24 protein-coding genes and 1 pseudogene are annotated in these 25,249 nt (G+C 73.1%); 14 read left to right on the plus strand and 11 right to left on the minus strand.

Translation table 11 applies throughout. The annotated features are described in order from the left end of the window. Positions 1–6 precede the first annotated feature (6 nt). From ACFY3N_RS14235 to ACFY3N_RS14265, 7 genes are all read right to left on the minus strand, one after another. A complete protein-coding gene (locus ACFY3N_RS14235) occupies positions 7–1,218 on the minus strand; it encodes an LLM class flavin-dependent oxidoreductase (RefSeq protein WP_390816948.1) in 1,212 nt (403 codons plus the stop codon). A gap of 205 nt (positions 1,219–1,423) precedes the next feature. After that, on the minus strand, positions 1,424–2,407 hold the full coding sequence (locus tag ACFY3N_RS14240) for an ABC transporter substrate-binding protein (RefSeq protein WP_390816949.1): 984 nt from the start codon (positions 2,405–2,407) through the stop codon (positions 1,424–1,426). Positions 2,408–2,444: 37 nt separating this feature from the next. Further along, positions 2,445–3,209, minus strand: a complete 765-nt coding sequence (locus tag ACFY3N_RS14245; protein ID WP_390816950.1) for an amino acid ABC transporter ATP-binding protein — start codon at positions 3,207–3,209, stop codon at positions 2,445–2,447. Beyond that, positions 3,206–4,228 (minus strand): amino acid ABC transporter permease, encoded by a 1,023-nt coding sequence (locus ACFY3N_RS14250; RefSeq protein WP_390816951.1) that lies wholly within the window; start codon positions 4,226–4,228, stop codon positions 3,206–3,208. The genes ACFY3N_RS14245 and ACFY3N_RS14250 overlap by 4 nt, the downstream gene beginning before the upstream one ends. Before the next feature lie 21 nt (positions 4,229–4,249). Beyond that, the gene (locus ACFY3N_RS14255) at positions 4,250–5,206 is read right to left on the minus strand and encodes an ABC transporter substrate-binding protein (protein ID WP_390816952.1); all 957 of its coding nucleotides are present in this window, start codon (positions 5,204–5,206) and stop codon (positions 4,250–4,252) included. A gap of 13 nt (positions 5,207–5,219) precedes the next feature. Further along, a complete protein-coding gene (locus tag ACFY3N_RS14260; RefSeq protein WP_390816953.1) occupies positions 5,220–5,738 on the minus strand; it encodes a GNAT family N-acetyltransferase in 519 nt (172 codons plus the stop codon). Then, a complete protein-coding gene (locus tag ACFY3N_RS14265) occupies positions 5,735–5,899 on the minus strand; it encodes a hypothetical protein (protein ID WP_390817207.1) in 165 nt (54 codons plus the stop codon). Before ACFY3N_RS14265 ends, ACFY3N_RS14260 begins: the two co-directional genes overlap by 4 nt. Positions 5,900–6,490: 591 nt before the next feature. On the opposite strand from ACFY3N_RS14265, the gene ACFY3N_RS14270 reads away from it, so the two are divergent. From ACFY3N_RS14270 to ACFY3N_RS14300, 7 genes are all read left to right on the plus strand, one after another. Further along, positions 6,491–7,498 carry an amino acid ABC transporter permease gene (locus ACFY3N_RS14270; RefSeq protein WP_390816954.1) on the plus strand — a complete coding sequence of 336 codons (1,008 nt, stop codon included), beginning with the start codon at positions 6,491–6,493 and terminating at the stop codon, positions 7,496–7,498. A gap of 621 nt (positions 7,499–8,119) precedes the next feature. Beyond that, positions 8,120–9,349, plus strand: coding sequence for an acyl-CoA dehydrogenase family protein (locus ACFY3N_RS14275; RefSeq protein ID WP_390816955.1), 1,230 nt, complete (start codon positions 8,120–8,122; stop codon positions 9,347–9,349). A gap of 119 nt (positions 9,350–9,468) precedes the next feature. Beyond that, positions 9,469–9,927, plus strand: coding sequence for an RrF2 family transcriptional regulator (locus ACFY3N_RS14280; RefSeq protein WP_390816956.1), 459 nt, complete (start codon positions 9,469–9,471; stop codon positions 9,925–9,927). A gap of 139 nt (positions 9,928–10,066) precedes the next feature. Further along, positions 10,067–10,168 (plus strand): putative leader peptide, encoded by a 102-nt coding sequence (locus ACFY3N_RS14285; RefSeq protein WP_390816957.1) that lies wholly within the window; start codon positions 10,067–10,069, stop codon positions 10,166–10,168. A 187-nt stretch (positions 10,169–10,355) separates the two neighbouring features. Then, entirely contained in the window at positions 10,356–11,462 is a 1,107-nt protein-coding gene (locus ACFY3N_RS14290; protein ID WP_390816958.1) for an aliphatic sulfonate ABC transporter substrate-binding protein, read from the plus strand. A gap of 31 nt (positions 11,463–11,493) precedes the next feature. Continuing rightward, a complete protein-coding gene (locus ACFY3N_RS14295; RefSeq protein WP_390816959.1) occupies positions 11,494–12,300 on the plus strand; it encodes an ABC transporter ATP-binding protein in 807 nt (268 codons plus the stop codon). Further along, complete coding sequence (locus ACFY3N_RS14300) at positions 12,287–13,213, plus strand: ABC transporter permease (RefSeq protein ID WP_390816960.1); 927 nt, start codon at positions 12,287–12,289, stop codon at positions 13,211–13,213. Before ACFY3N_RS14295 ends, ACFY3N_RS14300 begins: the two co-directional genes overlap by 14 nt. A gap of 437 nt (positions 13,214–13,650) precedes the next feature. Here the strand turns inward: ACFY3N_RS14300 and ACFY3N_RS14305 are convergent, their stop codons facing one another. After that, positions 13,651–14,310: a hypothetical protein gene (locus tag ACFY3N_RS14305; protein ID WP_390816961.1), complete on the minus strand. Its 660-nt coding sequence runs from the start codon at positions 14,308–14,310 to the stop codon at positions 13,651–13,653. Between the two features lie 223 nt (positions 14,311–14,533). Between ACFY3N_RS14305 and ACFY3N_RS14310 the strand changes: the two genes are divergently transcribed. The 3 genes and pseudogenes from ACFY3N_RS14310 to ACFY3N_RS14320 all read left to right on the plus strand — a co-directional run bounded on the left by ACFY3N_RS14310 (position 14,534) and on the right by ACFY3N_RS14320 (position 16,127). Further along, positions 14,534–15,190 carry a helix-turn-helix domain-containing protein gene (locus ACFY3N_RS14310; protein ID WP_390816962.1) on the plus strand — a complete coding sequence of 219 codons (657 nt, stop codon included), beginning with the start codon at positions 14,534–14,536 and terminating at the stop codon, positions 15,188–15,190. A gap of 13 nt (positions 15,191–15,203) precedes the next feature. Next, positions 15,204–15,817 (plus strand): annotated as a pseudogene (locus ACFY3N_RS14315) (toxin-antitoxin system, toxin component). A 73-nt stretch (positions 15,818–15,890) separates the two neighbouring features. After that, positions 15,891–16,127: a hypothetical protein gene (locus tag ACFY3N_RS14320; protein ID WP_390816963.1), complete on the plus strand. Its 237-nt coding sequence runs from the start codon at positions 15,891–15,893 to the stop codon at positions 16,125–16,127. A 36-nt stretch (positions 16,128–16,163) separates the two neighbouring features. Here ACFY3N_RS14320 and ACFY3N_RS14325 read toward each other — a convergent pair whose 3' ends face one another. Beyond that, positions 16,164–16,841 carry a 4'-phosphopantetheinyl transferase gene (locus ACFY3N_RS14325; protein WP_390816964.1) on the minus strand — a complete coding sequence of 226 codons (678 nt, stop codon included), beginning with the start codon at positions 16,839–16,841 and terminating at the stop codon, positions 16,164–16,166. Further along, positions 16,838–17,695: a metallophosphoesterase family protein gene (locus ACFY3N_RS14330; protein WP_390816965.1), complete on the minus strand. Its 858-nt coding sequence runs from the start codon at positions 17,693–17,695 to the stop codon at positions 16,838–16,840. The genes ACFY3N_RS14325 and ACFY3N_RS14330 overlap by 4 nt, the downstream gene beginning before the upstream one ends. Before the next feature lie 235 nt (positions 17,696–17,930). Between ACFY3N_RS14330 and ACFY3N_RS14335 the strand changes: the two genes are divergently transcribed. After that, positions 17,931–19,058: an ATP-grasp domain-containing protein gene (locus ACFY3N_RS14335; RefSeq protein ID WP_390816966.1), complete on the plus strand. Its 1,128-nt coding sequence runs from the start codon at positions 17,931–17,933 to the stop codon at positions 19,056–19,058. 182 nt (positions 19,059–19,240) lie between these two features. Here the strand turns inward: ACFY3N_RS14335 and ACFY3N_RS14340 are convergent, their stop codons facing one another. After that, positions 19,241–20,578 carry a 6-phospho-beta-glucosidase gene (locus ACFY3N_RS14340; RefSeq protein ID WP_390816967.1) on the minus strand — a complete coding sequence of 446 codons (1,338 nt, stop codon included), beginning with the start codon at positions 20,576–20,578 and terminating at the stop codon, positions 19,241–19,243. Between the two features lie 366 nt (positions 20,579–20,944). On the opposite strand from ACFY3N_RS14340, the gene ACFY3N_RS14345 reads away from it, so the two are divergent. The 3 genes from ACFY3N_RS14345 to ACFY3N_RS14355 all read left to right on the plus strand — a co-directional run bounded on the left by ACFY3N_RS14345 (position 20,945) and on the right by ACFY3N_RS14355 (position 25,047). After that, on the plus strand, positions 20,945–22,141 hold the full coding sequence (locus tag ACFY3N_RS14345; RefSeq protein ID WP_390816968.1) for a sensor histidine kinase: 1,197 nt from the start codon (positions 20,945–20,947) through the stop codon (positions 22,139–22,141). Continuing rightward, complete coding sequence (locus ACFY3N_RS14350) at positions 22,138–22,809, plus strand: response regulator (protein ID WP_390816969.1); 672 nt, start codon at positions 22,138–22,140, stop codon at positions 22,807–22,809. Before ACFY3N_RS14345 ends, ACFY3N_RS14350 begins: the two co-directional genes overlap by 4 nt. Before the next feature lie 129 nt (positions 22,810–22,938). After that, positions 22,939–25,047 (plus strand): MMPL family transporter, encoded by a 2,109-nt coding sequence (locus ACFY3N_RS14355; protein ID WP_390816970.1) that lies wholly within the window; start codon positions 22,939–22,941, stop codon positions 25,045–25,047. The last annotated feature ends 202 nt before the right edge of the window (positions 25,048–25,249 follow it).

Here is a 25,249-nt window from a genome sequence, read left to right on the forward strand (position 1 = left end):
TCCGGCTCAGGCGGTGGCGGCTGTGGCGTAGCGGTTGGCGGGGCGGGCCAGGCCCAGCAGGCCGCGCAGGGTGCCGGCCTCGTAGGCCCGGCGGAAGACGCCCCGGCGCTGCAGTTCGGGGACCAGCCCCCGGGTGATCGCCGGGAGGTCGTGGCCGGCGACGGCGGGGCGCAGCCGGAAGCCGGTCAGTCCGGCACCGTGCAACTCCTCCAGCAGGTCGGCCAGTTTGGAGGGCGTGCCGGTGAAGATGCGGGCGTCACTCGTGTACGGCTGCCCCGCGAGCGCGTCGAGCCGTTCCCGGCGTGCCCTCGCGGCGGTGGGCTCGTCGTCGAGGAGGACCACCAGGTCGCCGAAGACATGGAGGGGTTCGGCGGCTCGCCCCGCCGCGTCCTGCTCGGCGCGGATCCGGGCGACGATCGCGCGGGCCTCGTCGGCGTCGTGCGGCGTGACGTAGCCGATGTCGGCGGCGCGGGCCACGAGCCGGTACGGGACGGTGTCGTGGGCGAGGGCGGTGACGACGGGCTGGCCCTGTGGCGGGCGGGGTGTGATGGAGGGGCCCTTGACGCTGAAGTACCTGCCCTCGAAGTCGATGTGGTGCAGTTTGCCGCGGTCGATGAAGCGGCCGGTGGCGGCGTCCCGGATCTCGGCGTCGTCCTCCCAGCTGTCCCAGAGCCGGCGCACGACGTCCACGTGGTCGGCGGCCTCGTCGAAGAGGTCGGTCACCACCTCCTGGGCGGCCGGACTGTCGTAGGCCTCGATGCGCGGGACGGTACGGCGCCCGAAGTGCGCGGCCTCGTTCGGGCGGGCGGTGATCTGCACGCGCAGGCCGGCGCGTCCGGTGCTGACGTGGTCGAGGGTGGCGATCGCCTTGGAGATGTGGAACGGCTCCGTGTGGGTGGCGACCACCGTCGGCACGAGGCCTATGTGCCGGGTCAGCGGTGCCACGCGGGAGGCGATGAGGACGGCGTCGAGGCGGCCGCGGACCTGGTCGGTGCGCTCGTCCGGGTCCAGGAAGTGGGAGGACTGCGGGCCGAGGCCGTCCTCGATGGTCACGAAGTCGAGCAGGCCGCGCTCGGCCTCGGCGACCAGGCCGGCCCAGTATCCGGCGGTGAAGAGGTCGCGCGGCCGGGCCACCGGCTCGCGCCAGGAGGCGGGATGCCAGCCGGTGCCGTCCAGGGCGACGGCGAGGTGCAGGGGGGAAGGGGGTGGTGAGGACACGTGGGTGCGCCTTCCGGAAGGTCCGTGACGAGGAAGCCGGTCCTCGTACAGGGGTGGGCACGGCGGTGGAGGGACGGGTCGGGAGCGACGGAGCGCGCCGGCCGCGCGCTGGAGGTCTCCGTGCGGCCGGGAGCGGAGGTGGACGGCGCGGCGCGGGTGCGGGTGGCGCGGACGGTGTCGTCCAGGGCGTGCGTGCCCGGGCCCGTTACTGCCCGGTCCTGGGCAGGCCGGGCGGGTTGATCTCGGACTTGGTCACGGCCTCGTCGGACAGGCCCCAGCGCTCCAGCACCTTCGCGTAGGTGCCGTTGCCGATGACGTGGTCGAGGGCGTCGGCGAGCGGCTCGGCCAGTCCGCTGTCCTTCCTGGTGGTGGCCGCGATGAGGCCCTGGAGGGTGGCACCGGCGCCGGAGTAGGTGCCGACGACCTCGGTGCTGCCGGTGGTGGCCGCGTGGTGGGCGGCGGTCGGGTTGGGGCCGAGGTAGAGGTCGATCCGGCCGGACCGGAGGGCGAGGTAGGTGTCGCTGTCGTTCTGGTAGTACTTGACGTCCACCGGCTCGCGGCCGGCCTTCTCGTTCTCCTTGCTCCACTCGACGAGCAGCTTCTCCTGGTTGGTGCCGCTCTGGACGGCGACGGTCTTTCCGGCCACGTCCTCGGGCCCGTCGACCTTCAGGCCGCTGCCCTTCTTCGCCTCGAAGCCCAGGTTGTCCTTGCGGTAGGTGGCGAAGTCGTACTTCTCCTTGCGTTCCTCGGTGACGGTGATGTTGCTGAAGCCGACGTCGTACTTGCCGCTGTCGAGGCCGACGAAGATGTTCTCCCAGGAGACGGCGTGGAACTTCGGCTCGAGGCCGAGCACGTCGGCGACGAGGTGGGCGATGTCGGGCTCGACGCCGATGAGGGTCTTGTTGTCGGTGGCGTGGAAGTTCAGCGGTGCCGCGCTCCCGGAGGACTGGACGAGCTCCAGCGTTCCTCTCTCGCGGATCTCCTCCGGCACCTCGGCGGCGATGGAGCCGACCTTGCCGGTGGTGACGCGGTCCTGGTCAGGGGTCAGGTTGATCTTCGTCTTGCCGCCCGACGTGTCCGCGACCCCGGTCGTGCCGCCGTCGGAGGGGTTGCCGCACGCGGCGAGGACGAGGGCGGCGGTCAGTCCCAGCGCGGCTGCGGTGGTGCGGCGGGTGATCGAGGGGGACATGGTCGTGCTCCTTGCTGCGGAAAGGGGTGGGGGTCGGTCAGAGGACCTTGGAGAGGAAGGCGCGGGTGCGCTGGTGCCGCGGGTCGTCCAGGACGGCCGCGGGCGGGCCCTGCTCCACGACGACACCGCCGTCCATGAACACCACGGTGTCGGCGACCTCGCGGGCGAAGCCGATCTCGTGGGTCACGACGATCATGGTGGTTCCGGTGCGGGCCAGGTCCTTGATGACGTCGAGGACCTCACCGACGAGCTCCGGGTCCAGTGCCGAGGTGGGCTCGTCGAAGAGCAGCACCTTCGGTTCGAGGGCGAGTGCGCGGGCGATGGCCACGCGCTGCTGCTGGCCGCCGGAGAGCTGCCGCGGGTAGGCGTCGGCCCTGTCGGCGAGGCCGACCCGCTCCAGGAGCCGGCGGGCGGTCTCCTCGGCCTCCCTGCGCGGGCGGCGCAGCGCGGAGACGGGCGCCTCGATCAGGTTCTCCAGCACGGTCAGATGGGGGAAGAGGTTGAAGTTCTGGAAGACGAACCCGATGTGGGTGCGCTGCTTCAGAACGTCCTTCTCCTTCAGCTCGTACAGCTTGCCCCCGGCGCGGCGGTAGCCGATGAGCTCGCCGTCGATGCCGATCCAGCCGCGGTCGACCTTCTCCAGGTGGTTGATGGTGCGCAGCAGCGTGGACTTGCCGGAGCCGGACGGGCCGAGGATCACGGTGACCTCACCGGCCCGGACCTGGAGGTCCACGCCGCGCAGCACCTCCAGGGGGCCGAAGCTCTTGTGGACTTTGTGGACGTCCACCATCACGTCACTCATCGGTGGTCTCCCAGCGGCTCGAGGGGTACGACGGGCCGGTCGCGCCGGGCCGCCGCGGCCCGGATGTCGCGCACGAAGCGGCGGGCCCGCCGGACGGGGGTGGGCGGCGGGGTGCGGTCGGCGCCGCGGGCGTAGCGGCGCTCGACGTAGTACTGGGCGACCGACAGCAGGGAGGTCAGCACCACGTACCAGGCGGTGGCGACCAGCAGCAGCGGGATCACCCGGCCGTTGCGGCCGTAGATCACCTGCACCTGGTAGAAGAGCTCGCCGATGGCCATCACGTAGACCACCGAGGTGCCCTTGAGCAGACCGATGATCTCGTTGCCGGCGGTGGGCAGGATCGCGCGCATCGCCTGCGGCAGCACGATCCGGCGGATCTGCCGCAGACGGGGGATGCCCAGTGCCGCAGCGGCCTCCAGTTGTCCGTGGTCGACGGAGATCACACCACCGCGCACGATCTCGGCGGCGTAGGCGGCCTGGTGAAGCGTGAGGCCGATGACGGCCGCGCCGATGGTGCCGATGAGGCTGTTGCTGTCGACGGACCAGAACACCGGTCCGAAGGGGATGCCGACGCCCAGCCTGTCGTACAGCGCGCTCAGGTTGAACCAGAACACCAGCTGGACGATCATCGGGATCGACCGGAAGATCCAGATGTAGGTCCAGGCGACCGTCTGCAGCACCGGGCTGCGCGACAGCCGCATGAAGGCCAGGACGGTGCCCAGGAGGAAGCCCAGCACGGTGGCGTACGCGGTGAGCTGGAGGGTCACCCACACCGCCCGCACGATCGTCTCGGACAGGACGTAGTCGCGGAAGACGCCCCACTCCCAGACGGGGTTGGTGGCCAGGCCGTGGGTGAACTGGGCGACCAGCACGATCACGGCGGCGGCCGCCGCCCAGCGGGCGTAGTGGCGGACGGGGACGACCTGGAGGGATGACGGATCGTCCGGGGCGGGCGGGGCTTCGGGGCCGGTGCGCGGGGTGGCCGCACCGGGCGGCGCGGTGCCGGTGGTGGATGCCATCGTGGTGTTCCTGCTCAGCTCTTATGCGTGCTCGGGCGGGTTGATCCGCGACGTGTCGATCGCGGAGGCGGACGTGCCCCACTTCTCGAGGATCCGGCCGTATGTGCCGTCCTTGATCAGCTCGTTGACGGCGGCCTGGAAGGCCTTGGTCAGCGGGGAGCCCTTCTTGAAGGCGAAGCCGACGTCGAGGCGGTGGAACTCGCCGAGGAAGGCGGTCCGCGAGGCGGGCTGGGCCGCCTGGTGGCGCAGGCCGTTGATGGTCGACATGATCACGTCGATCCGGCCCTGCTGGAGTGCGGTGAGGGTCGCCGCGTTCTCCGAGTAGACCTTCACGTCGTACGGTTTCCTGCCCGCCTTCGCGCACACGTCCTTCTGCGCGTCGAGGGTCGTCTCGAAGGTGGTGCCGGCGCCGGTGCCGATGGTCAGCCCGCACAGCTGGGTGAGCTCGGTGACCTTCGTCTTCAGCTCGGTGTTGCCCTTCCTCACCGCGAAGCCCTGGCCGTCGTCGATGTAGGTGACGAAGTCGATGGTCTTCAGGCGCTCGGCGGTGACCCCGAAGTTGCCGGTGCCGAAGTCGTACTTGCCGCTGCCCAGGGCGGGCAGGATGGTCTCGAAGGAGGCGTCCTGCCGCTCCAGCCCGACGCCGAGCACCTTGGCCACGGCGTCGGCGAGGTCGATGTCCTGGCCCACGGGCTCCTCGTCGGTGCCGTTCGGGTAGTACGCCCCGGGCGGGAACCCGGTCGCGCTGCCGACGCGGAGCGTGCCGGCCCTGCGCACCTCGGCGGGGAGCAGGGCGGCGGCCGAGTCGACCTTGCGCACGGCGGCGACCGGGTCGTCGGTCGGCGCGGGAGAGGCCTGGGCGCCCGCCGCCGCTGTGCCGTCGGTGCCGCCGGAGCCACAGGCGGTCGACACGAGGAGCGGCAGCAGTGCGAGGGCGGCGGCGAGACGCAGGCGGGTTCTGATCCCGGGGAGGTTCACAGGTCGGGGCCTTTCAGGTGCGCGACTGGACGTCGAGGTGCTTCTCGAAGGGCAGCGGGCCGATGGTCTCCGGGTCGGCCCCGGTGTCGAAGAGCGGTGTGTAGCCGGTGGCCAGGTACAGGCCGCGGGCCTCGGGCTGGCGTGGTCCGGTGGTCAGGTGGATGCGCCGGTAACCGCGTGCGCCCGCCTCGCGTTCCAGCTCGGCGATGACGTGCCGGGCGAGGCCGCGTCTGCGGTGGGCGGAGTGGGTCCAGATCCGCTTCAGTTCGGCCGTGGTCGCGTCGTACCGGCGGAATGCGCCGCCGGCGACGGGCTCGCCGCGCTCCAGCAACAGCAGGAGCAGGCCGCCGTACGGTTCGGTGAACTCCTCGTCGGGGTAGCGGGAGATCTCGGCGTGCGCGTCCTTGCCGTAGCGCGTCGCGTACTCGTCGCCGAGTTCGCGCAGCAGGGGTCTCACGCGCGGATCGGAGACGGGGACGTGGACCACCGTCACACCGGCTGCCGGCGCGGGCGGTCGGGCCACGGAGGTCATGCGCCCACCGCCGCCGGGGCCCGCGTCCCGTGTGCCGTCCGCTCGGCGTGGCGCTCGGCGACCTCCTCGGGTGTGTCCTCCTCGTCGAAGGCGGCGCCGGAGCGGGGCGTGGTTCTGGATCCGTCGTCGGTGGCGGCGATGCCGGGGAATTCCACGGGCATGGAAGGGCCTTTCGGAGGAGACCGCACGCGGGCACGGGGAGTCACCCGGCGTGGGGGGCACGGGTGACGGCCCACCAGGCGGGTGGGTGAGTACGGGTGTGACGACGTCGAGCGTCAGGAAACGGAGCTGCGGCAGCGCGCGCGAAGGAAGAACCCGGCCCGCGACGGGGTCACCGAGGGAGGGAAGGGCCGGTCAGAGGGCCCGCTGCCGAGTCAGGCGCAACACGCGGCGGACCACACGCGACCGAAGTCGATGTGGTGGCGCGAGACCAAGCGCTGCTGGGCAGTCATGCGGACCATTGAGCAGTACATCCCGCCGTCCGTCAAGCGTCGCCCGGATGCCGGACGCCGCCACGGCCCGCCGCTCCCCGCGTTGTTGACACGTCCGCGCTGTGGGCACATACGATCGACGACGGATCGGCTCCGCCCCGCGCGGCAGCCCTTCCGGCCGCGTTGAGGGACGCGGCGAGTGTGACGACACCGGCCCCCGGCCGACCCGTGCCCGCGCAGCGCCCGCACCGTCGCGCTTCCCCACGGGGGGCACCGGACGGTCATCCACGCCTGTGATTCCCTCCCCCGGAGAGCCTCCCGATGGTCACACCTTCCGACGTCACGTCCGCCCCTGCCCAGCAGCCCCCGGACCAGGCGGGCGCCCCCGGACCCGACCTGCCGCGGATCGTGCCGCGCCGGCACGTCGGCCGGTGGGCGACCGCCGCGGCCGCGCTGCTGGTGTTCGCGATGGTGCTCAACTCGGTCGTCCGCAACCAGGCCTTCCAGTGGGACGTGGTGGGGCGGTACTTCACCACCCCCGCCGTGCTCGACGGGCTGTTGCTCACCCTGTGGCTGACCGGTGCGGTGATGGTGCTCGGTTTCCTGCTCGGCACCGTGCTCGCGGTGATGCGGCTGTCGGGCAACCCGGTCCTGCGCACACTGAGCTGGGGTTACGTGTGGATCTTCCGGTCCACGCCGCTGCTGGTGCAGCTGCTGTTCTGGTTCAACATCGGCGCTCTGTACCCGACGCTCGGCTTCGGCGTCCCGTTCGGGCCGGAGTTCGTCACCGTGAGGACGGTGAATCTGCTCGGCCCCATCCTCACCGCCGTCATCGGCCTCACCCTGCACGAGACCGCCTACGCCGCCGAGGTGGTGCGCGGCGGCATCCTCTCCGTCGACGCCGGGCAGACCGAGGCCGCCCAGGCGCTCGGACTGAGCAGGCACCGTACCCTGCGCCGGATCGTCGTTCCCCAGGCGATGCGCTCCATCGTGCCGACCGCCGGGAACATGCTGATCGGCACCCTCAAGGGCACCAGCATCGTCAGCGTGCTGGCCGTGCACGACCTGCTGTACTCGGTGCAGCTGGTCTACAACCAGACCTACCAGGTCATCCCCCTGCTGATGGTCGCGACGCTCTGGTACGTCGCGGTCACCAGCGTGCTCAGCGCGGGTCAGTACCACGTCGAGCGGTACTACGCGCGTGGCGACTCCCGCGCGCTGCCGCCCACTCCGCTGCGGCGACTGCGCGGTCGCCTGTCCGCCGCACGCGCCCGGTGGGGCGCGGCGACGTCCGCCGATGCCCGTCCCGCGATCGGCGGCGACCGGTGAGCGGCGCCTCCTCCACGATCGACGGCCCCGTGCGGCCGGCCCCGTCCCCCGCCCAGTGGGCCGCCCCGTTCTCCGGCGGGGTCCACGTCACGCGCCATGCGCCGAGCCCGTGGATCCCGACGCGCTCGCCGAACCGCACACCCTGAGCGCCACCGGGCCGGGACGGCAACGCGTCCGGGGGCGGACGACTTCTCGGAGTGTGAGACTTTCCCTATTTTCCCTATCGAATTACTAGGAAAGAATTGACGACGCCCGGCGGGGACGCGCAGCATGATGGGCATGTCCCTTGAGCGGCAACGCGCCTGACGGCCCGACACACACCCGAGGGACAACCGTCATTCATGACCACGGCACTTCCGGCCCAGGCCACTCCGAACGATCAGCCGCGCTCCGACGCGCGCCGCCTTCGCCCGGTGGGCGGCACCGCACGGACCGGCGCCGAGGACGGGCCACGGCCCGGGGACCGACCGGTCGCCGCCGCGGACCCGTCCCCCGTCCGGCGGACGGGAGGCGACCGGCGCCGGACCGTCACCGTGCGGCGCGCGGGCCGCACGGACGTGCCCGGCCGGCAGGAGAGTCCCGACGCCGCGCTCCGCGGCCGACCTCGAGGAGACCACTTCCATGGGCCTTGCCCCCGCGCCGCCCCACCCCGCCCCGCCGTCCGACCGGACCGGACCCGGCCACGCGTACTGGCTGCGTGTGGCCCGGGAGGCGGCGGACGACCTGGCCACGGACACGGTGACCAGGGAGCAGGCGGGCAGGGCCCCGTTCGACGAGGTGTCCCGGCTGCGCGAGGCGGGACTGCTGACGCTTCTGGCGCCGGCCGGGTCCCGAGGAGGCGGCGCGGACTGGTCCACGGCCTACGCGGTCGTCCGGGAGGTCGCCGCGGCCGACGGCGCGATCGGGCAGCTGCTCGGCTGTCACTACTTCCTGTCGTGGAGCGCCCGGTTCTTCGCCGCGCCCGCCCTGGCGGCACGGACGGAGGAGCGGTCCGCGGCCGAGGAGTGGTGCTGGGGCGGCGGTTTCGCCCGTCAGGAGCCTCCCCTGGTGCTGGCCGGCACCTCCCGCGGCCTGGTGCTCGGCGGCCGGCAGAGCTACACCACCGGGGTCCTGGTCGCCGACCGCCTCGCCGTGCGCGCCGTACGGGAGGACACGGGTGAACCACTCGCCGTCGTGGTGGATCCCGCCCGTCACGGCGTCCGGATCGACGGTGACGTCGACACCTTCGGCCAACGGCTCGCGGCCGGCGGCAGTGTGGAGTTCGACGACGTACCGGTCGCCGCCGACGACGTACTCGGTTCCCTCTCCGCGGACGAGGACTTCCTGTCGCCCCGGGCCGCCCTGGCATCGCCGGTCGGGCACCTCGTCTCCGTCCAGCTCCTTCTCGGCATGGCCGAGGGAGCGCTCGCCGAAGCCCGTGAGTACAGCAGGACGGGCCAGGTGCCCTGGCACCTCGCCTGGTCGGCCGGCACCCCCCACGACCCCCAGGTACTGACCACCTACGGAGAACTCACCGTCCTCACCCGCTCCGCGTCCGCACTCGCCGACCAGGCCAGGGAAGCCGTGCAGGGCGCGCTGACGCTCGGCGAGGACCTCACCTATGACGAGTACGCGGACGTCTCCGCCCTCGTGGCCATGGCCGAAGCGGCCGCCTCCAGAGCCGCGCGGGAGTCCACCGCCCGCGTCCTCGACATCATCGGCCCCCGCTCCGCCTCCGCACGGCTGGGCCTGGACCGCTTCTGGCGCAATGCCCGGACCCACACCCTGTACGAGCCCGTCGCCCAGCGGCTCCGCGACGTCGGGGACTACTTCCTCAACGGCGCCCACCCTCCGTTCGTCCTGCCCTCCTGACCCCGGGGCGGTACGTTCGGGGCCGGTCCCGCGGCCCCCGTGCCCGAGCCGGCCGGCCCCGGCCCCTCCGGCCCCCGCGGCGTGCGGCCCGGCCGAAGCCGTACGGGATAATGGGACGCATGCGGATCTCAGCCAGGGCGGACTACGCGGTACGTGCCGCGCTGCAGCTCGCCGCGTCACGGGACGACGGGCCACTGAAGGCCGAGGCCATCGCCGACGCCCAGGACATCCCGCACAAGTTCCTCGAAAGCATCCTGAACGACATGCGCCGGGGCGGTCTCGTGCTCAGCCAGCGCGGCGGCAACGGCGGCTACCGGCTGGCCAGGCCCGCCGGGTCCATCAGCATCGCCGACGTCATCCGCGCCGTGGACGGGCCGCTGGTCTCGGTGCGGGGGGTCCGCCCGCCGGACCTGTCCTACACCGGCCCCGCCGAGTCACTGCTCCCTCTGTGGATCGCGCTGCGGTCCAACGTGCGCGAGATCCTCGAGGGCGTGTCGCTCGCCGACGTCGCGTCGGCCCGGCTGCCCGACGAGGTGGCCGCGCTGACCGACGCCCCGAGGGCCTGGGTGAATCCCTGACACGCCGGGCCGTCAACCGGCGTATCCCGAAAGGCGAGACGGGCGTGTCCGCCATGTGATCACCCCCTTGGGGTGGGCGCCACCTTCTGCCACGATCCCTATCAGCCAGGTAGGAAAACTAGGAATCTGTGAGGTGGTCATGAGAACGCCCGGCCGCGCAGACCTGTCGCTCCTCCTGCTGACCTCGCGCCGCCACATCGATCTCGGCCGCACGTCCAGCGCCCTCTGTCGGTCCGTCTGAGCCCGTCCGCAGCGCGCCCTTCAGCCGGCGGCACCGCTCATCCCCGCACACCTCCGCTCCCGGACCCGCGACGGCGTTCCCGTCGCCGAGGCCCCTCGAGCGGAGTGCCGGCGCGTCGTGCCCGTGCGCTCCCGCCCCGCGCTTTCCCCGCCTCCCTGATCAGCCCTTTCCCTGAGAGGACACCTCCGTGTCTGCCGCAAGACCGCTCACCACCCTGCGCACCCTCGCCGCCGCAGCAGCGCTTCCCCTCCTGCTCACCGCCTGCGGCTACGGATCCGAAGCCGCTGACGACAGCAAGCGGACCGAGGTCGCGGCGGACGCCGAGAAGCTCTCCGCCGACGAGGTGAAGATCGGCTACTTCCCCAACCTCACGCACGCCACCGCCCTGGTGGGCGTCCAGGAGGGGCTGCTCCAGAAGGAGCTCGGCGGCACCGAGATCAAGGCCTCGACCTTCAACGCCGGCCCCTCCGAGATCGAGGCGCTCAACGCCGGGTCCATCGACATCGGCTGGATCGGCCCCTCCCCCGCCATCAACGGCTACACCAAGTCGAACGGCAAGAACCTGCGCATCATCGGCGGTTCCGCCTCCGGCGGCGTGAAGCTCGTGGTCGACCCGGACAAGATCAAGACCCTGGACGACCTCAAGGGCAAGAAGATCGCCACGCCCCAGCTCGGCAACACCCAGGACGTGGCGTTCCTCAACTGGATCGCGGAGAAGGGCTGGAAGGTCGACGCGCAGAGCGGCAAGGGCGACGTCTCCGTCGTCCGTACGGACAACAAGATCACACCGGACGCCTACAAGTCCGGCTCCGTCGACGGCGCCTGGGTGCCCGAGCCGACCGCGTCCAAGCTGGTCGCCGAGGGCGCCGAGGTGCTCCTCGACGAGGCCGACCTGTGGCCGGACAAGAAGTTCGTGATCACGAACATCATCGTGTCGCAGAAGTTCCTGAAGGAGCACCCGGACGTCGTCGAGGCCGTGCTGCGCGGTTCGGTGAAGACCAACGAGTGGATCAACGCCAACCCGGACAAGGCCAAGGCGTCCGCCAACGCGGCGCTGGAGGAGCTGTCGGGCAAGGCACTGCCCGCCGAGGTCATCGACCCGGCCTGGAAGTCGATCACCTTCCTCGACGACCCGCTGGCCTCGACCCTCGGCACCGAGGCGGACCACGCGGTCAAGGCCGGCCTGCTGGAGGAGCCCGACCTGAAGGGCATCTACGACCTCGGGCCGCTCAACAAGGTCCTCGCGGCCGAGGGCAAGGACGAGGTCGACGACGCCGGTCTCGGCGCCGAGTGACGACCACCGCACCCGAAGCGCCCCCCAGGAGATGACGACCATGGCCACGACGACGGCCACGACCGCCGAGGACGCCGGGGCGACGGCGTACGCCGCCCGGATCGAGCACGTCTCGAAGTCCTTCCCCGCGCCGGGCACGCCCGGCGGACGGCAGCTCGTCCTCGACGACATCACGCTCGATGTCGCACCCGGCGAGTTCGTCACCCTCCTGGGGGCCTCCGGCTGCGGCAAGTCCACCTTGCTCAATCTGGCCGCCGGACTCGACCTGCCCTCCGCCGGCTCGATCGGCACGGACGGCCGACCCGCCCTGATGTTCCAGGAGCACGCACTGTTCCCGTGGCTGACCGCGGGCAAGAACATCGAACTCGCGCTGAGGCTCAGGGGGACCGCCAGGTCCGAACGGCGCCAGGAGGCCGAGCGGCTGCTCGAACTCGTACGGCTGCGGGGCGCGTACGGCAAACGGGTGCACGAACTGTCGGGCGGTATGCGGCAGCGCGTCGCGCTGGCCCGGGCGCTCGCCCAGGAGAGCCGGCTGCTGCTGATGGACGAGCCGTTCGCCGCGCTGGACGCGATCACACGGGACGTCCTGCACGAGGAGCTGTCCCGCATCTGGCAGGAGACGGGGCTGTCGGTGCTGTTCGTCACGCACAACGTGCGCGAGGCCGTCCGGCTCGCGCAGCGCGTCGTCCTGCTGTCCTCCCGCCCGGGCCGGATCGCCCGGGAGTGGACGGTCGGCATTCCGCAGCCGCGCCGCATCGAGGACACCGCCGTCGCCGAACTGTCCGCCGAGATCACCGAAGAACTGCGTGGGGAGATCCGCCGCCATGGCCGGCACTGACACCGGCGCCGACGCCGGGAAGGACGGTTTCCCGGCAGCAGGGAAGCCCCGGGACCCGGACGGTCTGGCGGGACTGGAGGCCGGGCTCGACGCCCTGGACTCGGTGCGGGCCGTCCGTGCGCCACTGCGCGAGACGCTGCTGCGCAAGGTGCTGCCACCGGTCACCGCCGTCGCGCTGGTGCTGGTCGTCTGGCAGCTGCTGGTGTGGGCCGAGGTCGCCCCCGACTACAAACTGGCCTCGCCGTCCGAGGTGTGGGGCGAGGTGCGCGACGCCTGGCTCCGGGGACTGCTCCTCGACTACATCTGGACGTCCGTCTCACGCGGCCTGTTCGGCTTCCTGCTGGCGCTCGCCATCGGTACGCCACTCGGCCTGCTGGTCGCCCGGGTCCGGTTCGTCCGGGCGGCCATCGGCCCCCTCCTGTCCGGTCTGCAGTCGCTGCCGTCGGTGGCCTGGGTGCCGCCCGCCGTGATCTGGCTGGGCCTGAACGACTCGATGATGTACGCCGTGATCCTGCTCGGCGCGGTCCCGTCCATCGCCAACGGTCTCGTCGCGGGCATCGACCAGATCCCGCCGCTGTTCCTGCGCGCGGGGCGGACCCTGGGCGCGACCGGTCTGCGTGAGGCCCGGCACATCGTGATGCCGGGGGCGCTCCCCGGCTATCTGGCCGGTCTGAAACAGGGCTGGGCGTTCTCCTGGCGGTCCCTGATGGCCGCCGAGATCATCGCCACCTCGCCCGATCTCGGCGTCGGTCTCGGCCAGTTGCTGGAGAACGGCCGCACCAACAGCAGCATGCCGCAGGTGTTCCTGGCCATCCTCCTGATCCTGCTCGTCGGGATCGCCGTCGACCTGCTGCTGTTCAGTCCGCTGGAGCGGCGTGTGCTGCGCGGCTGGGGTCTGCTGGTCACCCGCTGAACACACGGCACCGGCTCCGTGGGGCATCACCCGCCGCGGAGCCGGTGCCGCGGTGTCCGGCGGGGGCGGCCCTGCCCGCACCGGTGCCGCGGAGCGCGGCCGGCGGCCCCGGGGCAGCCCGGCGGCCCGTCGAGGACGTCGTCCGCGGCCGCCCCCGGCGCGGACCGGCGCCCGGCGCCGCTCCGCCGACCGTGCCGGTGAACACCGGCGGACAGCAGGATCGTTCCGGTCGGTGTGCTGCCCGAACCGGACGGCGGCGACCCGGTCCACCGCGGTCACGGCGAGGCCGGCCCGGGCCGCGTACAGAGCGCAGGCGGGCGCCCGTCATCCCAGCGCCCGCCACCACGACAACGCAGGTCGGCGGCTCGCTCACGCCAGTACTGGGTCACACGGCAGCACTGCGGGGAAGAGCGCGGACGCTCTCGGCGGGGGCCGTCTCAGTCGGCGGAGCGGACCACTCTCAGGTGGGAGGCGGCGCGGCGGGACCCGCGGCCCCGGGGCGGGGTGCGGCGCGCCTCGCGCAGGACCAGCGTCAGCCGGGTGCAGTCCATGTCCTGGAGGGTCGGGGTCGTCTCCGCGACGATCCGGCAGTCCGTGGCGCCCCAGCGCGGGTCGGGGTGGAGCAGCGGCCGTACGGCGCCGTCGTGTTCGGCGGCCCGCTCGCCGACGGCCCGCAGCCAGTGCGGCACTCCGTGCCGGTAGGCGGCCTCCATGATGGGGTCCTGGGCGATGTCGCGGCGGATGGCCTGCAGCCCGTGGTCGTGGCCGTACCGCTCGACGACCCCGGCGAAGTGGGCCAGCATCGGCAGGCACCAGCTCGACTCGTGGTCGCCGAGCACCGTGGCCGCGTCCGGGTGGAAGAGGACGAACCGGAGGAAGTTGTCGGAGGGCAGGGCCGTGGGGTGCGGCTCGACCTCCTGGAAGAGCGCCCGGAAGGCGGTGTTGGTGAGCAACACGTCCCAGCGGTGGTCGACCACCAGGGAGGGGAAGGGGGCCGCCTCCAGGAGGACGGCGTAGTCCTGCAGATAGGCCTGGGCCTCGGGGGTCCCGGGGACGGGCCGCGGCGCCGGCCGCTGCCCTCCTGCCTGATGTGCCATCGGGAGGTCACCCCTCTTGCCTGTGCGGCCCTGACGCGGCGCCCCGATCCTGCTGCCCGCACGTGAGGCGTGTCAACTATCGTGGCATTTCATGCCGGTTGACGGCTGAAATTGGCCACAGTTGTGGCGAGACCTGGATGCGGGTTCGCGGCAACGGCTAGTCTCCGTGAAGTTCACGGCAATCGCTTGTGAGAAGCCTGTGAGAGACGTAGGAGATCTTTCGGTGACGGGTGGCTTCGAGGGTCCGGGCGCCGTGCCGACGACCGCGTTGCCGGCCGTCGTCGCCCGCGTCACCGCGCTCGCCGACCGGCTCGGCGTGGCGCACGCCGAGGTCTTCGACGTCGGCCGGCTGTCCGCCGCCTCCGGTGTCCCGGAGTGCGTGGTCAAGGCGCTGCTGAGCGGCCGGTCCGCGGGCGAGCCCGATGTGCAGGCGCGGTTCGTGCAGCGGCTGGACCTGCTGCGCCGCACCCGGCTGAAGCCGAACGGCCGCAGGTACACGCAGCAGGAGATCGCCGACGGAGCGGGCATGTCCCGGCAGCAGGCCGGCGCGCTGATCAACGGCGACCGGCGGCCGACCATGGAGCACTGCGACGCCATCCAGCGGTTCTTCCGGGTGCACGCCGGTTTCCTCACCGCCGAGGACCCCGAGGCGCTCGCGGGCGCGCTCCAGCACACCGAGCAGGAGCTGCTGCAGAAACTCGCGGACCGGGAGCGGGCGGCGGCGGTGCCGGCCGACGACCCGCTGGAGCGGCTGCTGCAGGACCACGGGGTGCGCCAGATCGCCTGGCGGGCCGCCCAGCTGCCCACCGACCAGCACCGCGACAAGGTCGCGGAGTGGCTGGACATGCTCCTGGAGGGTGTCCAGCGGCCCAAGGCCTGACCCGGGGAGAACAGTGGGCATCGGCGGGGAGACGCCCCGCCCGTGCGGCGGGTCGCCGGCGGAGCCGAGGCTTCCCGTCCCGGCGCGGCCCGCCGATCGGTACGCGGCTCCGTTCGGGGCGATGAGCGGGCGTCGCGGCCGGCCCGTGCTGTTCCGCACGGCGGTCTTCCCGCCCGGGACGGCGAGCGGGCCCTGGCTCGGCATGGCGGACCGGGACCCCGTCGTGACCGAGGAACGCACGGTGCCGGGCCACCGGTTGGTGATCCCGGGTCACGGGCCGTGGCACATGCGGGCCGGCCGCCGCGGTCGCCCTCACGTCCCGGGCGCGGAGGTGGTGACGTGCCTGCCGGGTCACGGCCCGACGAGGACGCCCTGGGGGCGACCGTCCTGCGGGTCGCCGCGCGCACCCGGTTCGACCCGGCCGAGGAGAAGGAGGCCGGGGCCTTCGGCCCGCTGCCGACCGGCGAGTGCCGGACCCGGCTCGCCGGTTCGTCGCTGCGCGGGCCGGTCCGGCGGGACCGGCCCGCGGGGCGGATCGAGGCGTCACCGGGGTGTCCGGGGCCGCAGGGCCGCTCGGGCACGCCCCGGCGCGCGTGCCCGCCGGGCGGGGGAACCGGCCCGGGGTGACCTCCGATTGTCAGTGGGGGGCGTCAAGCTGGAGGCGAATCGTCACCGACCGCGACACGGGGAGAACCGAGCGATGCCCACCGCCGTACCGACCGACCGCGAGCGCACCGCCGTCCAGGCCTACCTGCGGCTGCTGCACACGGTGCGCGCCGTCCTCGACACCCGGCCCGGCCCGCCGGGGCCTCCCGGGCCCCCGACGGTGCCGCCCTCCGTGCTCGCCGAGGCGGAGACCGCCCTGGCCCGGGCGGGCCTGTCCGGCAACGAGGAGGTGTTCTTCCGGATGGTGCGCGACTGGCACCCCGAGCCGTAGCCGGACGTGTCCCGCCTGCGGCGGCCGCCGTCCCGCTCAGGGGTGCGGGACGGCGACCGCCGTCGCGACCAGGTCTCCCCCGGTGATCCAGCGGCCGGTGAAGTGGTCGACCACACGGGTGCCCACGCGCGGGCCGGGGACGAGGAGGGTGGCCCGGAAGCCGCCGCGGGTGTGCTCGCCGGGGTCGGCGAAGAGCTCGAGGTCGGCCTCCAGGAAGTCCAGCCACTTCCCGGTGAGCGGGAACCACGCCTTGTAGACGGACTCCTTGGCGCTGAACAGCAGCCGGTCCCAGTGCACGGCGGGCAGTTCCCCGGTCAGTCCGCCGATCCGCGCCGCCTCCTGCGGCAGCGCCACGGAGGACAGGACGCCCTCGGGCAGCGGAGCATGGGGTTCCGCGTCGATGCCGAGGGACGCCAGGTCGGCGGTGCGCACCAGGGCGGCGGCGCAGTAGCCCCGGCAGTGGGTCATGCTGCCGGCCAGCCCGTCGGGCCAGACGGGGGCGCCCCGCTCACCGGGCAGCACCGGCCGCGCGGGCACGCCCAGCTTGTCCATGGCGCGGCGGGCACAGGCGCGTGCGGCGGTGAACTCCCGGCGGCGCTTGGGGACGGCGCGCTTCAGCAGCGCCTCCTCCTCGGGATACAGCGGGGCGTCGGCGCCCTCGTCGCCGTAGGCCTCGACGGCGACCACCGTGCGCGGCAGCAGTTCCTCGATCATCGCCCCTCGTCCTCCCGCGGCACGATCCGGCGCAGCCGCCCCGGCGGCTGTTCCCGCTTGCGCCATTCGCGCGGGTAGCCCACCGACACCTCCTCGAAGCGGACGCCGTCCTGCCGGGTGCTCCGGGGGATGTGCAGATGGCCGTAGACCATGGTGTGGACGGGGAACCGCCGGTGCCAGTCGTCGGTGAGCACGGTGCCGCACCACATGGCGAACTCGGGGTACCACAGGACGTCCGTCGGATGGCGGTGCAGCGGCCAGTGGTTGACCAGGACGAGCGGCAGTCCGTCCGGCACCTCGGCCAGCCGGCGTTCGGTCCAGGCGACCCGGGCCCGGCACCAGGCCTCCCGGCTCGGGTACGGATCGGGGTGCAGCAGCCGCTCGTCGGTGCAGACGACCCCGGTGCCGTGGGCGTACTCCAGTCCCTCGTCCTTGGTGGCGCACCCGGACGGCAGGAACGAGTAGTCGTACAGCAGGAACAGCGGCGCGACGACGACCGGGCCGCCGGGGCCCTCCCAGACGGGGTACGGGTCCTCGGGTGTGATCACCCCCAGGTCGCGGCACTGTTCGACCAGGTGGTCGTAGCGGGCGACGCCGCGCAGCGTGACCGGGTCGCTCGGATGGGTCCACAGCTCGTGGTTGCCGGGCACCCAGACGACCTTGGCGAACCGGCCGGCCAGGGTCTTGAGGGCCCAGCGGACGTCCTCCACGGTCTCCGCGACGTCACCGGCCACGATCAGCCAGTCGCCGTCCGACCCGGGCCGCATCCCGTCGACCAGGGCACGGTTCTCGGCGTAGCCGATGTGCAGGTCGCTGATGGCCCACAGCTGTCCGCCGCCCTCTGTCCCCGACATCACCCGTCGCTCCTCCAGCCGTCGCGCAGGCCACCACGAGATCACATCGGTGCCGCCGGAACAAGCGTGCCCCGTCATCCGTGTGTGGTACGGGAACAGCCTGCGAAGCCGTATGATCTGCCCCAACACCACCGCCGTGAAACACCCTTCCACAGGGCGGTTTGGTGACCCTCCGCACTCCTGCCCGGGCAACGGGCCACTGAGCCCTGCCCGCGAACCCCGAAAGGCGGCCTGCATGGTCTCTCGCGTACGCGTCTGGCTCAACCGCACGTACGCGGAGAACGTGTTCTTCATGGATCAGCTGCGGAGGAATCCCGACGACCGGGCCGTCGAGATCCACGCCACCCACGGCGACCCCGACTCCCCCGTGCTGGCCGCCGCCGACACTGCCGAGCCGGAGCCCGAAGGACTGTCTCCGGCGGCGTACGTCGAGTACGCGCTCGCCCAGTGCGAGCGGCGCGGCATCGACGTGTTCGTGCCCCGGCTGCACCAGGCGGCGGTCGTCGCGCACCGCGCCGAGTTCGAGGCGGTCGGTACGGCGCTGCTGGCACCGCCGCCCGAGGCGGTGGCCGTGTTCCACGACAAGGTGATCGCCTACGAGGCGGTCCAGGCGATCGGGGTGCCCGTACCGCCCTGGTGGCGGGTCCGCAGCGCGGACGAACTCGTCGCCGCCGTGGAGGAGTTGGAGGCGCGCGGGTACCGGGCCTGCTTCAAGCCCGCCTCCGGCGCGGGCGGGGTGGGCTTCCGCGTGATCACCCGCACTCCCTTCTCGCTCGCGCAGCTGAGCGGCTTCCCGAGCCCGTACGTGCCGCTCGGCCTGGTGCTGGACGCCGTACGGGAGGCCGACGAGCCGGTGGACTGGCTGGTGATGCCCCGGCTGGAGCAGCCCGAGGTGTCGGTGGACTGCCTCACCGGGACCGACAACCGGGTCCGGCTGGCGGTGGGGCGCACCAAGAACGGCCGACGCAGGGGCTTCACGCTGCACGAGCAGTGGCTGGAGCCGGCCCGGCGGATCGCGGAGGGCTTCGGACTGCACCATCTGTCCAACATCCAGTTCCGGATGCTGGGCGAGCGGCCCGTGCTCATGGACGTCAACACCCGGCCGGCGGGCGGGCTGCACCAGCTGTCGCTGTGCGGGGTGAACGTCCCGTGGGCCGCCGTGCGGCTGGCGCTCGGCGAGGACCCGGGCGAGATCACGCCGCCGTTCCTCGGCCAGGACTACACGGTGGTGTCGGGTCCGCGTCCGCTGCTGCCGGTGACGCTGCCCCAGCAGCGTGCCGACGTGCCCGCGTCCGCGCTCGGGGCCGTACCGGCTCCGGCCCCGTCCGTGGAGCCGCGGACGGCGACCGGGGCTCCCGCGTAGGAATTCTCCGGAAAATTTCCGCCGGGGGTGTATCAGGAGCCGGACCGCGTGCTCTTGATGGTGAAGGCGGCTCGGGGGAACCGCCGGGGGGGGAAGCACAAAAGAACGGGGGAACGGGGGGCTCGGGTCGGTCGGCCGCTGTCACGGGGGGCGACCGGCCGGCCCGAAGCCGTGTCCGCCCGCTATCCGAGGTAGGCGAGGCCGGGGTGGACGGCGGTGTAGCCGTCGACGAGGCGGCGGGCCACGCTCACGGAGTCGACGAGCGGATGCAGCGCGAACGCCTTGACGGCCGTCGCGCGGGAACCCGACCGGGCGGCGGCGAGCACCTCGCGCTCCACGGCCTTGACGGCGCAGACCAGACCGGTGGCGTGGTCGGGCAGCGGGTCGACGGAGACGGGGTGCGCGCCACTGGCGTCCACCAGGCAGGGGACCTCGATGACGGCGTCCCCGTCCAGCGGTGACAGGGTGCCGCGGTTGCGGACGTTGAGGATCAGGGTGGCGCGTTCGTCGCGGGCGATCGCCCGCATCAGGGCGAGCGCCACGTCCTCGTAGCCGCCGGACAGGTCCTCGGCCTCGCGTTCGCCCGCGCCGGCCGCCTCCCGGTTCTCGGCCATGTAGGTGGCCTCGCGTTCGGCGCGGGTGCGGTTCCACAGCTCCAGGGCGGGGACGCCGGGGTCGGCCACCCCGGCGTAGAACCGTGCCTGCTGGTCGTGCAGGAACGCGCCCCGGGTCCGCTTCGCCTCCCGGTAGGCGTGTACGGCCTCACGGTTGAAGTAGTAGTAGTGCAGGTACTCGTTGGGGATCGCGCCCAGGGACTGCAGCCAGTCGGCGCCGAAGAGCCTGCCCTCCTCGAAGGAGCCGAGCAGGACGGGGTCGGCGAGCAGGCGCGGCAGTTCGTCGCGGCCGGCGACCCGCAGACCGCGCACCCAGCCGAGGTGGTTGAGGCCGACGTAGTCGATCCACGCCTCCCGCGGCCGCGCGCCGAGCACCCGGGCGATGCGGCGGCCGAGGCCGACCGGTGAGTCGCAGATGCCGATGACGCGGTCGCCGAGGTGGCGGGACATGGCCTCGGTGACCAGGCCCGCGGGGTTGGTGAAGTTGATGACCCAGGCGTCGGGGGCGAGGCGGGCCACCCGCCGGGCGATGTCGACGGCGACGGGCACGGTGCGCAGACCGTAGGCGATGCCGCCCGCGCCGACCGTCTCCTGGCCGAGCACGCCCTCGGCGAGGGCGACCCGTTCGTCGTCCGCCCTGCCTCCGAGGCCGCCCACGCGGATCGCGGAGAAGACGAACCCCGCGCCGCGCAGCGCCTCGTCGAGGTCGGTGGTGACGGTCACCTCGGGCGCGTCGGGCACACCGGCGGCCTGCTCGGCCAGCACCCGGGCGATCGCGCGCAGCCGCCCGGCGTCCACGTCGTGCAGGACGACACGGGTGACCCGGCCCTCGGCGCGGTCCCCGAGCAGCGCCCCGTACACCAGCGGCACGCGGAATCCCCCGCCGCCCAGAATCGTCAGCTTCACATCCGCACCTTCCCACCACGACGCACCGGGACGACCCTACTCGCGGCGCGACCGCGCCGGGGGCACCCGCCGCCGGCCCGACCTGCGGGAGGCCGGCCGGCCACGGACGGTCGCTCCGCGCCCGACCGTCCGTTGTCCGCGCTCTCGGCCTTCGGCCACCCGCACCCGGCACCGGCGTCGACGGCCGCCGGGCCGGCATGCGGACCTCCCGGCCGGGGCGGGGGCCGGTCGCCGTCGTCCTTCCCGGCCGGCGCGGCGAGCCGCCCCGTACCTGCCCGAAGCCGCCGCGAAATCCCTCTCACCGGTGAGGACCGGGCTCCCGGCTCCTCGTGATACTGGTACGGCCCCCGCCCCGAGGAGCCGCCCATGTCCCTCCGGTCCGCCTTCGCGCCGGTCGTCGTCCGCTGGCGTACGGCGAATCCGTACGCCCTCGACACGGCGCTCGCCGCACTCGTGCTGTTCGCCGTCTCCCTGCACTGGATCTTCCCCGGCGGGGGCGACGACCGGCTGACCTGGCAGGGCTGGCTGCTCGGCGCCGCCACGGCCGTACCGCTGGTCTGGCGGCGGCGGGCGCCCTGCACGGCCGCGTGGGCCGTGTCGTTCGCCACCCCGGCGCAGGCGCTGTACCAGGCTCCCCCGCCGGACGTGATGTACGGCGGCATGGTCGTGCTGTACACCATGGCCGCCCAGGTCGGGCCCCCGCAGCGCCGGCTCATGCTCACGGGCTGGATCGTCGGGGTCGTCGTGACCATGCAGCACCAGGCGGACAAGGAGCCCTTCGAGTACGCCTTCCATCTGATGGGCCTCGTCTGCGCCTACGCCCTCGGGGTGCTCGCCCGGGTCCAGCGCGCGTACACCACCGAACTGGAGGACCGGGCCCGTCGGCTGGAACGGGAGCGGGCCGCGGACACCGCGCGGGCCCGCGCGGAGGAACGCGCCCGTATCGCCCGGGACATGCACGACATCCTGGCGCACGCCGTGAGCCTGATGGTGGTGCAGGCGGAGGCCGGACCCGTGGTGGTGCGCAAGGATCCGGAGCGCGCGGAGGCCACGTTCGACACCATCGCGACGACCGGCCGGGACGCGATGTCCCAACTACGGCGCATCCTGGGTGTGCTGAAGGAGGAGCGGCCGGACGGGGACGTCGCGCGGCGGCTGCCGCAGCCGAGCCTGGCGGCGCTGCCCGAGCTGGTCCGCCAGGTCCAGGACTCCACGGGACTGCGCACCGAACTGCGCACCACGGGCATACCCTGCCCGCTGTCCTCGGACACCGAGGTCGCCGCCTACCGTGTGGTCCAGGAAGCTCTCACCAACACCGTGAAGCACGCCCGTGCCTCCCGCGCCGTGGTGGAGCTGGACTGGGCGGAGGACCAGGTGACCCTCACGATGACGGACGACGGGCGGGGCACACCCACGCCGGTCGGCGGACACGGGCTGATCGGCATCCGGGAGCGGGCCGCCGCCTGCGGGGGCAGCGCCGAGACCGGCAGCGGTCCGGACGGCGGATTCCGGGTCGTCGTACGCCTGCCCGTGGCCGCCGACCGGCAGGGGGCCCTCGGGTGAGCATCCGGGTGGTCGTCGCCGACGACCAGGAGCTGGTGCGGGCCGGCTTCGGCATGATCCTCGACGCCCAGGACGACATCGAGGTGGTCGCCGAGGCCGGGGACGGCGAGGAGGCCGTCGCCGCGGTGCGCCGGCACGCCCCGGACGTGCTGCTGCTGGACATCCGCATGCCGGTGATGGACGGCCTGGAGGCGGCCCGCCGGGTGTGCGCGCAGTCGGTCTGCAAGGTGGTCATGCTGACCACGTTCGACCTGGACGAGTACGTGTACGAGGCGCTGTACGCGGGTGCCAGCGGCTTCCTGCTGAAGGACGTCCGCCGGGACGACCTCGTGCACGCGGTGCGGGTGGTCGCGGCGGGCGACTCGCTGCTCGCCCCCGCGGTGACCCGGCGGCTGGTCGCGGACATCGTGCGGCGCCGCCGGGAACGGGCCGCCGCCGAGGCCGCCACCCCGCAGCGGCTGGACGCGCTCACCGCCCGCGAGGTGGAGACGCTGCGGCTGCTGGCCCGGGGACTGTCCAACGCGGAGATCGCGACGACCCTGTTCGTCAGTGAGCACACCGTCAAGACCCATGTGAGCAACGTGCTGGGCAAGCTCGGTCTCAGGGACCGGGTGCAGGCGGTGATCTGCGCGTACGAGACGGGGCTGATCGTCCCCGGCTCCTCCTGAGGAGTGAGTGAGGAGGCCCTCTCCCCCGTACGGGCGAGGGCCGCAAACCACTCCCTCCGGCGATCCGCCGCACCGCCCCCGGCGCGAGTCTGAGAGGCGTCGACGAACCGTCACTCGCCGGGAGGGACCGTGCTTTCCGCACTCGCCCGGGCGGCCACCCGCCGCCCCTTGACCGTGATGCTCCTGTGGGGGCTCTTTCTGCTGCTGGGATTCGGGCTGGGGACGGGCGTGTTCGCGCGGCTCTCCGACAACGTGCCCGAAGTACCCGGAACCGAGTCGGAGTCGGCCGCCCAGTACCTGGACCGGGTGGACCCGGCGGGCGAGTCGATCACCGGCGTGGTGGCCGGCACCGCCGTCTCGGACGCGAAGCTGCGCGCCGAGGTCGAGCGGGCCGTCGCCGACGTCCGGAAGGTGGCCGGGGTCGCCGCCGTGCCCGACCCGTACACCACGCCCGGCCTGACCGCGGAGGACGGGAAGGCGCTGATCATCCCCGTCACGCTCGTGGGCGGTCTGGAGGACGACGCCGAGGAGGACACGCTCGACGCGGCGGCCGACCGGATCAGGGAGATCGACGCCCCCGACGTCCAGGTGAGCGGGGGCCCGCTGCTGGGACAGCAGCTCAGCGAGCAGGCCCAGAAGGACGTCAAGTTCGCGGAGATGGTCTCCCTGCCGGTGGTGCTGGCGCTGCTGCTCGTGGTGTTCGGCGGTCTGCGCTCGGCGCTGCTGCCGCTGGTCGTCGCGGTCAGCGGGATCGCGGGGGCCTTCCTGGCGCTGTTCCTCTTCAGTGAGGTCACGGACATCTCCGTGTACGCGATCCAGGTGACGACGATGCTGGGGCTCGGACTCGCCGTGGACTACGCCCTGCTGATGCTGATGCGTTTCCGGGAGGAGCGCCGGCACACCGAGGACGTCGTCGAGGCGGTGCACCGCACGGTCGCGGCGGCCGGGCGGACGGTGCTGTTCTCCGGGCTCACGGTGGCCGTCAGCCTGACCGGGCTGCTGGTCTTCCCGAGCGTGTTCCTGCGCAGCATGGGCCTCGCGGTCGCCGCCGTGGTCGTCATCGACATGCTGGCCGCACTCACCCTGCTGCCCGCGATGCTGGCCCGGTTCGGCGGGCGGATCACCCCGGCGAAGGACCGTCCGGGGGTCGAGGAGGGCCGGCTCTTCGCACGGATCGCCCATTTCGCGGCCCGGCGCCGGATCGCCGTCCTGGCCGTGGCCGTCCCGGTGCTGCTGGTCCTCGCGGTGCCGGTGGCCGGGATGAAGATCGCCATCGGGGATGCGCGGCAGCTGTCCACGGCCAGCGAGGCCCGGCAGCTGCACGACACCGTGGGCGACCACTTCCCGCCCGGCGCCGGGGTCACGCCGGTCACCGTCGTCGTCCGGCCCGGCACCGACGCCGCGACCGTCGAGGGGATCAGCGCGCTGTCCCCGGCCACCGCGACCCGTGAACTGCCCGGCGGTGCCACGGTGCTGGAGATCCGGCCGCCCGGCGAGGCCGACGGCAAGGAGGCGACCGACCTGGTCGAGCGGGTGCGGGAGGTACGCGGCGACGAAGCGGTCGAGGTGACCGGGCCCGCGGCCCGGCTGGTCGACTTCCGCGAGATGCTCGCCGAACGGGCGCCCTGGGCGGCCCTGACCGTCCTGGCCGGCATCTTCGTGCTGCTGTTCGCGTTCACCGGTTCCGTGCTGCTGCCGCTGCGCACCGTCGTGACGACGCTGCTCAGCCTGGGCGCCGCGCTCGGCGCGGTGGTGTGGGTCTTCCAGGACGGTCATCTGGCCGGACTGCTGGGCACCGAGGGGCTGGGGGCGCTGAGCCTCACCGCACCGCCGCTGATCATCGCGATCGCGTTCGGACTCGCCATGGACTACGAGCTGTTCATCCTGGCCCGGATGCGGGAGGCGCGGCAGCGCACCGGCGACGACGCGGAGGCCGTGGTGGACGGGCTGCGCCGCTCGGGCAGGGTGGTCACCTGCGCGGCGCTGCTGCTGGCGGTGGTCTTCGCCGCCTTCATGACGGGCGGCTTCTCGCCGATCCTGCAGATCGGCCTGGGGCTCACCCTGGCCGTCCTCATCGACGCGACCGTCGTCCAGATGCTCCTGGTCCCGGCCACCATGTCCCTCCTCGGCCGCCACGCCTGGTGGGCCCCGGCCCCGTTGCGCCGGGTCCACGACCGCTTCGGCCTCCACGAGGAGCCGGCGGAGGCACCCCGGCCGCGCGTGCCCACGGGGGTGTGAGCACCCGCCGGATCCCTTTCACGCGGTTGCCCGCGCCCTTCGTCAGGGGTGCGGGCAACCGCGTGGGGCGCCACGGCTCGTCCGCGGCCGCCGCACCACCGGCCCGGCGTCCCCCTCCCGCCCGCGCACGGTCGAACGGAGCGACGGGCACGGCGCCCGGGAGCTCCCCGGCCCCGTGCCCCTTGGCCGTTCGCGGCGCCCC

Origin of the sequence: Streptomyces sp. NPDC000348 (genome assembly GCF_042898795.1) — a bacterium.
Lineage (GTDB): Bacteria > Actinomycetota > Actinomycetes > Streptomycetales > Streptomycetaceae > Streptomyces.

Bases quoted from the DNA above. Each gene is read 5' to 3' on its own strand.
- ACFY3N_RS14295 (WP_390816959.1), top strand. From the start codon at position 11,494: ATGACGACCATGGCCACGACGACGGCCACGACCGCCGAGGACGCCGGG.
- ACFY3N_RS14330 (WP_390816965.1), bottom strand. From the start codon at position 17,695: ATGTCGGGGACAGAGGGCGGCGGACAGCTGTGGGCCATCAGCGACCTG.
- ACFY3N_RS14240 (WP_390816949.1), bottom strand. From the start codon at position 2,407: ATGTCCCCCTCGATCACCCGCCGCACCACCGCAGCCGCGCTGGGACTG.
- ACFY3N_RS14345 (WP_390816968.1), top strand. From the start codon at position 20,945: ATGTCCCTCCGGTCCGCCTTCGCGCCGGTCGTCGTCCGCTGGCGTACG.
- ACFY3N_RS14250 (WP_390816951.1), bottom strand. From the start codon at position 4,228: ATGGCATCCACCACCGGCACCGCGCCGCCCGGTGCGGCCACCCCGCGC.
- ACFY3N_RS14270 (WP_390816954.1), top strand. From the start codon at position 6,491: ATGGTCACACCTTCCGACGTCACGTCCGCCCCTGCCCAGCAGCCCCCG.
- ACFY3N_RS14300 (WP_390816960.1), top strand. From the start codon at position 12,287: ATGGCCGGCACTGACACCGGCGCCGACGCCGGGAAGGACGGTTTCCCG.
- ACFY3N_RS14280 (WP_390816956.1), top strand. From the start codon at position 9,469: ATGCGGATCTCAGCCAGGGCGGACTACGCGGTACGTGCCGCGCTGCAG.
- ACFY3N_RS14260 (WP_390816953.1), bottom strand. From the start codon at position 5,738: ATGACCTCCGTGGCCCGACCGCCCGCGCCGGCAGCCGGTGTGACGGTG.
- ACFY3N_RS14325 (WP_390816964.1), bottom strand. From the start codon at position 16,841: ATGATCGAGGAACTGCTGCCGCGCACGGTGGTCGCCGTCGAGGCCTAC.
- ACFY3N_RS14320 (WP_390816963.1), top strand. From the start codon at position 15,891: ATGCCCACCGCCGTACCGACCGACCGCGAGCGCACCGCCGTCCAGGCC.
- ACFY3N_RS14285 (WP_390816957.1), top strand. From the start codon at position 10,067: ATGAGAACGCCCGGCCGCGCAGACCTGTCGCTCCTCCTGCTGACCTCG.
- ACFY3N_RS14265 (WP_390817207.1), bottom strand. From the start codon at position 5,899: ATGCCCGTGGAATTCCCCGGCATCGCCGCCACCGACGACGGATCCAGA.
- ACFY3N_RS14305 (WP_390816961.1), bottom strand. From the start codon at position 14,310: ATGGCACATCAGGCAGGAGGGCAGCGGCCGGCGCCGCGGCCCGTCCCC.
- ACFY3N_RS14335 (WP_390816966.1), top strand. From the start codon at position 17,931: ATGGTCTCTCGCGTACGCGTCTGGCTCAACCGCACGTACGCGGAGAAC.
- ACFY3N_RS14245 (WP_390816950.1), bottom strand. From the start codon at position 3,209: ATGAGTGACGTGATGGTGGACGTCCACAAAGTCCACAAGAGCTTCGGC.
- ACFY3N_RS14275 (WP_390816955.1), top strand. From the start codon at position 8,120: ATGGGCCTTGCCCCCGCGCCGCCCCACCCCGCCCCGCCGTCCGACCGG.